This window comes from Humisphaera borealis, assembly GCF_015169395.1.
GTDB lineage: Bacteria > Planctomycetota > Phycisphaerae > Tepidisphaerales > Tepidisphaeraceae > Humisphaera > Humisphaera borealis.
Genome location: NZ_CP063458.1, coordinates 4521103 through 4533418 on the forward strand (window position 1 = coordinate 4521103; position 12316 = coordinate 4533418).

The window sequence follows — 12316 nt, forward strand, 5'->3', positions numbered from 1 at the left end:
GCTGATTCCGGATGTACGGCACAATCGTGACAGGCATCTTTGGCATCAAGCATCGCCCATCTTGTGCCGGCACCGGGCCCTCGGGCCGCCTAAAGGCCGGGAATTCGTGGACCGCGCCGGGGTCGCGGGGTACATGACATTGTCATCTTCCCTCACGGCAAGAAGGTAACGCTCCGCAACAGTTACAGGACGTGCGACACGCACGAAGCTGTTCGAGGCACCCGCCGGTTCGGAAAGGAACATCAGACATGTGGGGTCTTTCTGCCTTGGCCGGTTTTCGCCGGTCGCGCCGTCCTGACGCCCTGAGCAAGGGCAAGTCGAGCCTTTCCCTCCGAGTGACGCGTGCGGCGCGGCATGCCGTGGAATCACTCGAATCGCGAGTGTTCCTGCACGCCGGCCCCCACCTCACGCCGACGACGACGTTTCCGTACAACGGCCAGCAGAAAGTCGCTGTGGCCTCGAGCGTCACGATCACGTTTTCGACGGATGTGAACGCCGCGACGCTGAACGCCACCAACTTCGAGCTGCGCGACGAGAACAACAACGTCGTCCCCGCGACGCGCTACCTGTCGGGCACCAAGACGATCGTGCTCGACCCGGTCAGCAACATTGCCACCACCAACGGTTACTTCACCGCCATTCTCAAGGGCGGGGCCAGCAGCGTGAAGGACGTCGCCGGCAACGGCCTGGACGAGGACGTCAGGTTTGGGTTCACCACCGGCTCGGCCCAGTTCACCGAAACGCAGGTACTCGGCGGCCTTTCCGGTCCGGTGGCGATGCAGTTCGCCAGCGACGGCAGGGTTTTCGTCGCCGAGCGGTCGGGTCTGGTCAAGGTGTTTGACAACCTGAACGACACCACGCCCACCACGGTCGCCGATCTGCGGACGCAGGTTCACAATTTCTGGGACCGCGGCCTGCTTGGCATGGCACTGCATCCGAACTTCCCGGCGACGCCCTACATTTATCTGCTTTACACCTTTGATGCCGACATCGGCGGCACCGCACCGAAATTCGGTTCGCCCGGAGTTACCTCCGATCCCGGTCCCGACGCCACGGGCCAGGGAGCCAAGGTCTCCGGCCGCCTCAGCCGCATCACCATCAGTGGCAACACAATGGTCGCCGGTTCGGAGCTGGTGCTGATCAACGACTGGGCTCAGCAGTTCCCCAGCCACTCGATCGGTTCACTCGTCTTTGGTGCCGACGGCGCGTTGTATGCCTCGGCCGGCGACGGCGCGAGTTTCAATTACCCCGACTACGGCCAGACCGGTAACCCCTTCAACGATCCGGTCAACGAAGGTGGCGCCGTCCGCTCGCAAGATCTTCGGTCGCCCGGCGACCCCACCACGCTCGACGGGTCGATCATTCGCATTAACCCCGACACCGGGGCCGCGCTGCCCGACAACCCGCTGTTCGCCACCGGCAACGACGCCAACGCCAAGCGCATCGTCGCCTATGGCTTCCGCAATCCGTTCCGCATTACGTTCCGTCCCGGCACCAACGAAATCTGGGCCGGTGATGTCGGCGCGGGCACCTGGGAAGAGATCAACCGGATCCCGGTCTCGGCAACGGCCGTCGCCAACTACGGTTGGCCGGCGTACGAAGGCCCGAACCGCATGTCGGGGTTCGACTCGCTGAACCTGCCGCTGCTCGAGTCGCTCTACGACCAGGGAGCGACCGCGGTCGTAACGCCGTACTTCGCGTATCAGCACAGCGAAAAGGTCGTCGCCGGATCGACCGAGCCGACCGGCGGCTCGAGCATTTCCGGCGTCGCGTTCTACGACGGGACGAGCTACCCGACGCCGTACAAGGGCGCCCTTTTCTTTGCCGACTACGCCCGCAACTCGATGTATGTCATGTACCCGGGGCTTAACGGGCTGCCCGACATCAGCACCCGACAGACATTCAAAGTCGGCGGCGTGGGTCCTGTGCAGATCATCGCCGGCCCCGGCGGCGACATCTTCGTCATCGATCTGAACAACAGGATCCTGCGCTATAGCTACAACTCGACCAATCGCCCGCCGACCGCCGTCATCACCAGCAATGTCACCAACGGCCCGGCTCCGCTGACAGTCAACTTCAGCGCCGCTTCCAGCTCCGATCCCGACCCCGGCGACTCCCTGTCCTACAGCTGGGATTTGAACGGCGACGGCACCTTCGGCGATTCGGCGGCCGTGAATCCGAGCTACACCTACACCGCGACGGGAAACTATGTCGTTAAACTTCAGGTCACGGATATCCGTGGCGTGAGCAGCACCACCCAGATCACGATCAGCGCCGGCAACTCGGCTCCGGTGCCCACCATCACCACGCCGACCACCTCACTGACCTGGAAGGTGGGCGATACCATCACCTTCGCCGGCTCCGCGACCGACCTTCAGCAAGGCACGCTCCCGGCCTCGGCGCTGACGTGGCAACTCGTGCTGCGACATGAAAGCCTGATCAACCCGGGCACTTATCACGAACACCTGGTGCAGGAGTATGTCGGCGTCGCCGGCGGTTCCTTCGTCGCGCCCGACCACGAATATCCGTCGAGCCTTGAACTTCGGCTGGTCGCGACCGACGCCGGGGGTCTCAGCACGACGCAGACCCTGGTTCTGCAGCCCAAAACGACGACGCTGACCTTCACGTCGAACGTCCCGGGCGCAAAGATCAGCCTCAACGGCGAACAGGTGACTGCGCCGTTCGCCCGGACCTCCATCATCGGCTCGGAGAATGCGATCATCGCCGCCTCGCCGCAGATCGTGAACGGCGTGATCTACAACTTCGTGAGCTGGTCAGACGGCGGGACGTCGACGCACAACATCATCACCGGCGCCAATGGCGGCACCTTCAACGCCATTTTCGCCGGTGCGGCAATGGTTCCGGCACCCTGGCAGTCGCGCGACGTCGGCGCGGTTGGCACGGCCGGCAGCAGCACGTACGACATCACGACATCAACCTTTACGGTCGAGGGAGCCGGTGCCGACATCTGGGGCACCGCCGACTCGTTCCATTTCGTGAGCCAGCAGGTTTCCGGCGATGTGCAGATCGTCGCGCGGCTGCGGAGCCTCCAGAACACCGACAACAACGCCAAGGCCGGCCTGCAAATCCGTCAGAGCTTGGCCGCGGATGCTGCCAACGTTCAGATCGACGTCGAAGGCCCTTCGAACTGGGGCGAGTTCCACGTCCGCCCGTCGGCCGGTGCTGCCACCGCTACACAGGCCTTCACCAACATCAGTACGCCACGATGGCTCAAGCTCACGCGCATCGGCGATGTCTTCACGGCGTATCACTCGGTCGACGGTGTCGCTTGGATTCAGGTCTCGCAGACGACCGTGGTGATGGCAGGGCCGGTCGAAATCGGACTGGCCGTCTGCTCGCACGATATCAACTCACTCAACACCGCGATTTTCGATAATGTCGCGGTGACGTCGCTGGCCAACGCGATCCCCGTCATTCTCACGCCCGCCGCGGCCAATCTTGCTTCTGACGGCAAGTCCGCCAACCTGCTGGTCAGTGCCGATGACGATGGCGGCGAGGCGAACCTGAAGTACCTCTGGTCCCTGGTATCGGGCCCGGCCCCGGTCACATTCGCCCCGAACAATAGTTACGCTTCCAAGTCCTCCGCTGCCACGTTCACCAAAGCCGGCAGCTACGTGTTGCGGGTGACCGCGACCGACTTGCTCGGCAAGTTCGTTGCGAGCGACGTAACGGTCAACGTTGCGCAGGTCCTGACAGACGTCATCCTGACGCCGGGCACCGTCGCACTCGCGGCCGGCCAGGCACAGCAATTTGTCGCGTTGGCCCGCGATCAGTTCGGCGTTGCGATGACGACCCAACCGGCCTTCGCGTGGGCCCTGGATGCCGGTTCAGTCGGCGTTATCTCGGCGACTGGCCTCTACACCGCGCCGGCCGGCGGCTCGGGCGTGGCTACGGTTCGTGCCAGCGCTCCCGGAAAGAGCGGCATCGCAAACGTCACCGTGAGCGCGGCGGTCGGCGACGTCACGGCCGGCCTGGTCAACCGCTGGACCTTCGACGAAAACACCGGCACGCTCGCCGACGACGCGGTCGGCCCGAACAACGGCACCCTGACCGGCGGCGCGAGCTGGGCCAGCGGCGTGGCGGGAGCCGGGTTAAGCCTCGACGGCGTCAATGACTACGTCGCCACGACGTCGAGCCTCGCCGGTACGCTCGGCGGCTCGGCCACCGTCACGGCGTGGGTCAAGACAACGCAGGTCGGCAGTGCCGCATTCTGGGAAGCGCCGGGACTCATCGGCGTCGAACAGTATTGGGGCAACAACGACATCTTCTGGGGCATCCTCGACACCCAGGGCCGAATCGGCGTCAAAGCCGGCGACGACGCCGCCGCCACCAGCACCACCGCCGTCAACGACGGAGTCTGGCACCATTTGGCGTTCACCCGCAATGTGGGCACCGGTGCACTTCAGGTCTACGTCGATGGCGTGCTTCAAGGGTCGGCTGTCGGTGGGATCGGGCTGAAATCGACGCCGTTCGCGTCGATCGGTCGGATCGAAAACACCAACGGGCCGGCGAATCATCTGCAAGGGTCGGTGGACGATGTGCGTGTTTACAGCCGGGTGTTGACCGCGGCTGAAGTGGTTGCGGTGAAGGCGAACCCGGGCGACACGCCGCCCGTTCCGCCGCCGCCCCCACCGCCACCCCCTCCGCCGCCGCCGCCCCCGGGCGGGAATGTAACCGCCGGGCTGACGAACCGTTGGAAGCTCGACGAAAACACCGGTCTGAGCACCGCCGACACCGTCGGTGGCAACACCGGCGCACTCACCAATGGCCCCGGCTGGACTACCGGCCAGGCCGGAGCGGCGATCACGCTGGACGGCGTCAATGACTACGTCGCGACGTCGGGTGGCCTCGCGGCCGCGCTCGGCGGGACGGCCACGCTGACGACCTGGATTAAGACCACCCAGATTGGCAGCGGCACGTTCTGGACCGCGCCCGGAATCACTGGTGTCGAGAAGTACTGGGACAACAACGACATCTTCTGGGGCATCCTCGACGCCCAGGGCCGTATCAGCGTCAAGGCCGGCGACGACCCTGCCGCCACCAGCACCACCGCCGTCAATGACGGCCAGTGGCATCACCTGGCGTTCACGCGCGACGCGGCGACAGGTGTGCTGCAGGTGTATGTCGATGGCGTGCTGGAAGGGTCGGCGTTGGGCGGCACGGGCGTCAAGTCGACGCCGTTCGCCTCGATCGGCCGCGTGGAGAACACCAATGGCCCGGCCGCCTACCTCCAGGGCTCGCTCGATGACGTGCGGATTTACAACCGCGTTTTGACGGCCCAGGAAGTGATCGACGTGCAGGGGAATCCGGGCGCCTGATGCGGCCCAATAACATCATCACTGGCAGACGGGGGCGAATCAGAGGCCTGATTCGCCCCCGTTTTTGTTGCACCAGGCGGCACATTATCGGCCGCCCAAGCGTGAGACGTCCGCGAATGACATTTCGCTGGCTTCGAATGCCTGACCTGAAATTCTGGTGTATTGTTCTTGCACAACGCTCGGTCGAATCGTAACGCCGGGCGCCTTCCACTGACCTGACTTCAACAACTCGGGAATGCTCCGCGACAGCGCAAGGGCGTGCTTTGTCGCATCCGCGGAGTGATCACACCGTCCTGCCATGGTGTGATTCGTTGTCGGCATTCGTGCCGTCGCGGCTCCTGTCTGCCCGGGAGATGCGACCGAGGCAGTTCGACGAGAAACCACCATGCTGTTTCAAACCACTGTCAAGTTCCTTTCGGCTCTGCTCGGATCGCTTGTGGCGTTCTACCTCGCCTCGCACTTCTTTCATGCGGCGGGTTTCATGACGGCTTACGAGCTTCAGCACGTGCAGTGGATGTACAACCAGCTTCTGGAGCCCGTCACGACCCTCGACTGGAAGACGCAAAAGACTGCACTGATCGCGCTCGGGGCGATCGGCGTCCAGGCAGTGATCGTCGTAGCGCTGTTCCGGAAGTGGGGCTATAAGCCGGTCAGGAACATTGACCCGCTCGCCCGTCTCGCCCGGCCGACCGGCGGCATGATCGCATCGGGCGAACGTCTCCCGACCCATGAAATGTCGATGTACACCGGAATGGATGACGCTGACGACATCGCGGAATACACCGAAGCGGTGGATGAAGAACAGCGGCTGCTGGCGCTGCTGACTCAGAAGCGGGCCTGATTGACGAGCGAAACTTTGGATCTCCAAAAAGAAAGACCGAGGCTGAGCGTCCACAAGTGGCCCTCAGCCTCGGTCCTTTTACGTCGCAGCGAAGCACTACTTCGCGGGATGCTCCTTCAAATCTGCGATCACTTCCTGCAGCGCCAGCACGGCATAAGCCGTCGCGAGCAGGGGCTTTTCTTCCATCCAGCGCTTGTCGCCTTCCCAGCTTCCATCCGACTTTTGAACACTGGTGAGCTTCTGGATCAGCTCAAGGCGCCAGTCGTGCTTGTCTCCCTTGGAATCGGTCAGGACGGGCTCGTTGTACGCGTTGAGGGCGCGGGCGAGCGTGTGGTAGTAGTAGTAGAGCCCGTTGCGGGCGGCTTCCGGCTTGTTGAGCTTCATGCCGGGGTTTTCCTCGAGCGTCCAGTTCTTGGTGATCCAATCCCACGCGGCTTTGACGCGGGGGTCGTCCTTGGTCAGGCCGGCGTAAAGCATGCTCTTGAGTCCGGCATAGGTCATGGAGCCGTAGCTGCGGAGCAGGCGCTTGCCGTCGGGTCCGGTGTACTCACCGGCCATCGATTCGCCGTTGTTGGCCGGGGTGTAGGTGAAGCCGCCGTCCTCGCCGGCCCACTTCTGGTCGTTGCTCTCACTGCGGTTCTGCATGCGGGTGATGAACACCAGCGCGGCCTGAAAGGACGGGTCGCTTTCCTTCAGCCCGGCGTCCTTGAGCGCATCGAGCATCACCTGGGTGTTGGAACCGTCGGGCCTGCCGTGACGGCCGTAGCCGGCTCCGCCGTACCATGTGCTCGACTTGTCGGCCACCTTTTCGCCTTTAGGGCCCGGCGGTGAGCTTTCGGTGAACTGCAACCCCTTCAGATACGCGACGGCCTTGTCCAATGCGGGCTTGAGCGCCGGGTCATCGGCCGCCGCCAGCGAACTGACGGCGATCGCCGTGTTGTAGTTGGCCAGCAGGTCCTTGTAGACCCCGCCGTTGTCGAGCTGATAGCTCAGCAGTTTTTGGTACCCCTTGGCGACGAAGTCGGTCTTGCTGTCGAACTTCGGTGACTGCACGAACGCCTTGAGGATGATGGCCGAGATGGCCGGCGGCTCTTCGCCCGTCTGCCAGCCGCCGTCGGGCTTCTGTTGCGCCTTGAGGAAGGTCAGGCCTTTGTCCACAAGGTCCTGGGCTTTGGCGGTGGGATCATCGGCACCGAAAGCCGGCAGCGAGATCAGTGAAGCTGCCACGACGAACAGCGTGGCCCAGCGCGTCGAGTGAATCATGTTGGACTCCAAGGAGAGCAGTTTATGAGAAAGCCCGGCCGTCAATCGCCGGAGTTCCGAATATCAAGCCTATGCCTGACACCGGAGCCGCGTCTCTGCGGGAAATTTTTGCCCAGGCTGGCACCCGGCCCGAAAAGGGTAACGCCCGCAGCTATCTGAATCGGCCGAAGCGGTTATGATCATGCCGCAGATGGCTGGCAAAACACAACCCCTGAAGATCGCTTCGAACGGTTGCGCCGCAAAGCTGCGTGTGCTGGCCGACCCGACGCGCCTCGCCGTGCTCGAGGCGCTGATTGCCGGGCCCAAGCATGTGGGCTCGATACAGAAGCTACTGGACGTCGAGCAGAGCCTGCTTTCCCATCACCTGCAAACCCTGCGTGAAGCCGGCCTCGTGGAGGCCGAGCGTGACGGCAAATCGGTGCTTTATCGCCTGGCGCCATCGGTCGTCGCACGCAACGGGGAATCGATCGATCTGGGGTGCTGCGTGCTGTCGTTCAACGACTGAAATGGCGGGCACTTCCGGTCGTCGATCACACCCTTTTCCGAAGCCGGAATTCGCGTCGCGGACAGTGGCCAAATCGGTCACTTTTGGCGATAATCAACGGCTTGTCCGGCGTACCGATTTCAGCCCTTCCATCGAGCCTTTCTGATCGATGATTACGACGCGCGCCGATGCCCGCCATTCGGGTGTCCCGGCTCGCGTTTTCGAGGGACTGTCCGGCCCGCCGAACCGCGGTGACATGGCCGTCACCGGCCTGATCCAGGAGTCTTCTAAAATGGCAGAATCGTCTACTCCGTCGTCCGAGTCGCCTGACAAGTACGGCGCTTCCAAGATCCAATCCCTCGACGACGTCGAGCACGTTCGCAAACGCCCGGGCATGTACATCGGCGGTTACAACGCGCGCGGGCTGCATCACCTGGTCTACGAAATCGTCGACAACTCCGTGGACGAAGCCCTCGCCGGCTACGCCAAGAACGTACTGGTGCAGATCAATGTCGATGGCTCCTGCACGGTGACCGACGACGGCCGCGGCATTCCCGTCGATTCCCACCCCGACACCGGCCGGCCCGCCGTCGAAATGGTGTTCGATTCCCTCGGCACCGGCGGCAAATTCGAACACGATGATGAGTCGGCCTACAAGACGTCAGGCGGTCTGCACGGCGTGGGCGCTTCGGTCGTGAACTTCGTTTCCGAATGGCTCGAAGTGGAAGTCAGCAAGAACGGCAAGATCTACCACATGGAGTTCGAGCGCGGCCGCAAGAGCAGCGATCTCCGCGTCATCGGTGCTTCGACCAAGACCGGCACGAAGGTCACCTTCAAGCCAGACGACACACTGTTTACCGACATCAATTTCATCTACGAGACTCTCGCCAACCGCCTGCGCGAGCTGGCGTATCTCAACAGCGGCGTGGAGATCATTTTCGAGGACGAGCGGGTCGGCCGGCGCGACGTGTTCCTGTATCAGGACGGCCTGGTCGAATACGTCAAGCACGTGAACGAAGGCAAGAACGTTCTGCACGACATCATGTCGTTCCACAAGGAAGAGCCGACGCAGCGGCTCGTCGTCGATATTGCGATGCAATACAACGACGGCTATAGCGAAACGATCCTGGCGTTCGCCAACAACATCAACAACCACGACGGCGGCACGCACCTGCAGGGATTCAAAACCGCCCTGACAAGCACGATCAACCGGTATGCCGAACGCGAGAAACTGCTCAAAGGCGATGTCCGCCCGAGTGGCGATGATTTGCGCGAAGGCCTGGTCGCTGTCATCAGCGTGAAGCTGCCGGAACCGACCTTCGAAAGCCAGACGAAGGACAAGCTGCTGAACGTGGAGATTGAGTCGTTCGTGCAGCAGGCGATGAACGAGCGGCTCGGGGCGTATTTGGAAGAACACCCCAAGGAAGCCAAGGCGATGATTGAGAAGGGTCTCGTCGCCGCCGAGGCCCGCGAGGCCGCGCGCAAGGCCCGAGAGCTGACCCGTCGCAAGGGCGGCCTCGAAGGCAGCAGCCTGCCGGGCAAGCTGTCTGACTGTCGCAGCAAGAGCAACGAACTGACCGAACTGTTCCTGGTCGAAGGTGATTCGGCCGGTGGCAGCGCCAAGCAGGGGCGCGATAGCAACGTGCAGGCAATTCTGGCGCTCCGCGGCAAGTTGCTGAACGTCGAAAAGGCGACGCTGGTGAAGATGCTGGGGCACGAGGAGATTCGCACCATTATCTCGGCACTCGGCTGTGGCATTCGCGAAGACTTCGACCTGGCCAAGCGGCGCTACGGCAAGATCGTCATCATGACCGACGCCGACGTGGACGGTTCGCACATTCGCACGCTGCTGCTGACGTTCTTCTTCCGCCACATGCCGGAACTGATCCGCGCCGGTCGTATCTACGTCGCACAGCCGCCGCTGTACCAGGTGACGCGCCGCAAGAAGCACGAGTACGTGCTGAATGACCGCGTGATGAAACAGACGCTGACGGATATGGGGCTGGAAGGGACGAGCCTGGTCGTTCGCGACCCCGACGCCGCCGGCGGGGCGGGCGTGGATCTGCGGACGATCGAAGGGGCGGAGTTGCGCAAGCTCGTCGAGATGCTGAATCGCGTCGATGAACTGATCCGCGTCATCCAGCGGCGTGGGATCGATTTTGCCGACTTCCTCGGCCTGCGTCGCGACGGGAAGCTGCCGCTGTATCGCCTGGTCGTGGACGGGATCGATCGATTCTTTCACACCGCCGACGAGCGTGATGCATTCATGCTCGCCGAAAAGTTCACGCCGGATGCCGTCCCGGCCGAGCCGGCCGATGCGACACCTGAAGCAGCGCCGGACGAGCAGGCAAAGAAGGGACCGGCCCGCAACGGCAAGCCCGACGCCCGCGAGCTTCACCTCCGCCGGCTCCAGAAAAATCAGGAACTTCACGAGGTGAAGGACCTGGAACGGCTGTTCCGCCAGCTCGACGAGTTCGGACTCAGCATCGACGACTACTTCCTGACACAGGAAGAGTCGGTCAGCGGCGAAAAGCTCCGCACGAAGCACGCCCTGGTGACCGACGGCGTCACTCACGAGGTGGCCGGTGTCGGGCAGATCGTTCCCGAGATCCATCGGCTGGTCAAAAAGGGTGGCGGACTGGAGATCAAGCGGTTCAAGGGTCTGGGCGAAATGAACAGCGAGCAGCTCTGGGAGACCACGCTCGACCCGTCCGTGCGGACGCTCCTACGCGTGACTCTTCAGGAAGCCGCCGAGGCCGAACGGCTCTTCAGCGTGCTGATGGGCGAAGACGTAGAGCGCCGCCGGCAGTTCATCGAAGATCACGCCCTGGAAGTGAAGAACCTGGACGTTTGAGAACGTGCCGATGGACCATGCCGAGATTCTGTCTGCCCTTGATCTCGAACGCCGAACCCTCGTCCGCCGCGGAGAAGTCCTGGAGGCGACGCGGACCGTGGTGCGCGTTCGCGGCGAGGATCGGTCCTGGCACGCGGTCAGTTGGTCATCGCTGACGGAACAGGATGCCGACGCGGCGATCGAGGCGGAGGTGGAGCACCATCGCCGGCTCGGGGTGTCATTCGAATGGAAGGTCTACGGCCATGACGCGCCGCGCGACATGGTCGAGAGGCTGTCCCGTCGCGGATTCGAGGTGGGGCCTTGCGAAGCGGTGATGGTGTACGACCTTTCCGCGGGCTTGCCGCCGGCCCCTGGCGGCATCAGGGTGGTCCGGGCGGATAACCCGGCGCAGGTCGCTCAATTCCGACGGGTCGCCGAGGCGGTCTTCGACAAGGACTACGCGTTTACAACCAGGCAGCTTCTCGACGCGATCGATTCCGGTTCGTTCGAGCACCGGGGCTATGTCGCTTACACCGCGGACCAAACGCCCGTTGGCGTCGGCCGGCTCTACACCAACCCCAGGAGCGCATTTGGCGGGCTTTATGGCGGCGGAACGCTGGCTGCCTACCGCGGCAAAGGCGTGTACCGCGCGATGGTCGCCGCCCGTGCCATCGACGCGGCGGCTTCCGGAGCCCGGTATCTCATCGTCGATGCACTCCCCACGAGCAGGCCGATTCTCGCTGGCCTCGGCTTTGATCGCGTAAGTTATACCTGGCCGTGTGATTGGCAAGCGAGCAACTTTAATTGCCATTTGAGAGCAACGGATGACAGTCCAATACAGTCCGAGCGATTTACTCAGCCGAATCAGTAGCTCCATTCATACCAGGGTCCCCATAGATGCCGAGCCGATTCGGGAGCGGACTTAACGTCCGGCGCGTAGTAGACGCCAGCTGCTTCTGGGCCGTTCCAAAAATGCGAGATCTGAACCCGATTCCCGTCCCTGGCGGCCTCGCAGTCTGAATAGAGGCCAATTCGTCCCAAGCGGATCGCAGTACCGTCTGGTTTGCTCATCATTCTGGCGGCGAGGCCTTCGAAGGACTGCAGATGCGCAATGAAGAACAGTCTCCACACGGTTCCCGAGAGCACGAGTGCGGCCAATACCGCAAGTAACGGAAAGGCAATCCAGCATCGCTCGGTGGTTGGTTGCACCATGTTCGCTTCTTTCCAATAGCGCCAGCGCACATACTGACGTAACTTGACCCGTCCGTACCAGGAACCGAATACAACGAGCCATGCTGCTGCTGCGTAAAGGCACGCACCTCCGTCGATGCCGGAGACTCGTCCCGCCCACACCGTGGACCCTGCCGCGAAAGCAACGCCACACCACCAAAGCTTACCCATAGGATGCAACACGTGGCGGGCTGCCATGGGAAGCAGCTTCATGTTCATCGATCGCCGAATGTCAGGATCGAACGGTCTCCCGCATTCCGGACAAATGCGCGACTCTAACCCATGAAGTGGGTAGTCGCATGTCCAGCAGTGACCGCGTTCGCTAG

7 protein-coding genes are annotated in these 12316 nt (G+C 62.9%); 5 read left to right on the forward strand and 2 right to left on the reverse strand.

What is annotated here, in order from left to right; all coding sequences use genetic code 11:
* Positions 1-248: 248 nt before the first annotated feature.
* Entirely contained in the window at positions 249-5339 is a 5091-nt protein-coding gene (locus IPV69_RS16905; protein ID WP_206290853.1) for a LamG-like jellyroll fold domain-containing protein, read from the forward strand.
* A 385-nt stretch (positions 5340-5724) separates the two neighbouring features.
* The gene (locus tag IPV69_RS16910) at positions 5725-6180 is read left to right on the forward strand and encodes a hypothetical protein (RefSeq protein WP_206290855.1); all 456 of its coding nucleotides are present in this window, start codon (positions 5725-5727) and stop codon (positions 6178-6180) included.
* A 96-nt stretch (positions 6181-6276) separates the two neighbouring features.
* Here IPV69_RS16910 and IPV69_RS16915 read toward each other — a convergent pair whose 3' ends face one another.
* Positions 6277-7443: a prenyltransferase/squalene oxidase repeat-containing protein gene (locus IPV69_RS16915; protein WP_206290857.1), complete on the reverse strand. Its 1167-nt coding sequence runs from the start codon at positions 7441-7443 to the stop codon at positions 6277-6279.
* A 181-nt stretch (positions 7444-7624) separates the two neighbouring features.
* Between IPV69_RS16915 and IPV69_RS16920 the strand changes: the two genes are divergently transcribed.
* From IPV69_RS16920 to IPV69_RS16930, 3 genes are all read left to right on the forward strand, one after another.
* Positions 7625-7948, forward strand: a complete 324-nt coding sequence (locus IPV69_RS16920; protein ID WP_206290859.1) for an ArsR/SmtB family transcription factor — start codon at positions 7625-7627, stop codon at positions 7946-7948.
* Positions 7949-8096: 148 nt separating this feature from the next.
* Entirely contained in the window at positions 8097-10781 is a 2685-nt protein-coding gene (locus IPV69_RS16925; RefSeq protein WP_206290861.1) for a DNA gyrase subunit B, read from the forward strand.
* Between the two features lie 10 nt (positions 10782-10791).
* On the forward strand, positions 10792-11631 hold the full coding sequence (locus tag IPV69_RS16930; protein WP_206290862.1) for a GNAT family protein: 840 nt from the start codon (positions 10792-10794) through the stop codon (positions 11629-11631).
* Here the strand turns inward: IPV69_RS16930 and IPV69_RS16935 are convergent.
* Complete coding sequence (locus tag IPV69_RS16935; protein WP_206290863.1) at positions 11625-12209, reverse strand: hypothetical protein; 585 nt, start codon at positions 12207-12209, stop codon at positions 11625-11627. The genes IPV69_RS16930 and IPV69_RS16935 overlap by 7 nt on opposite strands.
* Positions 12210-12316 lie beyond the last annotated feature (107 nt).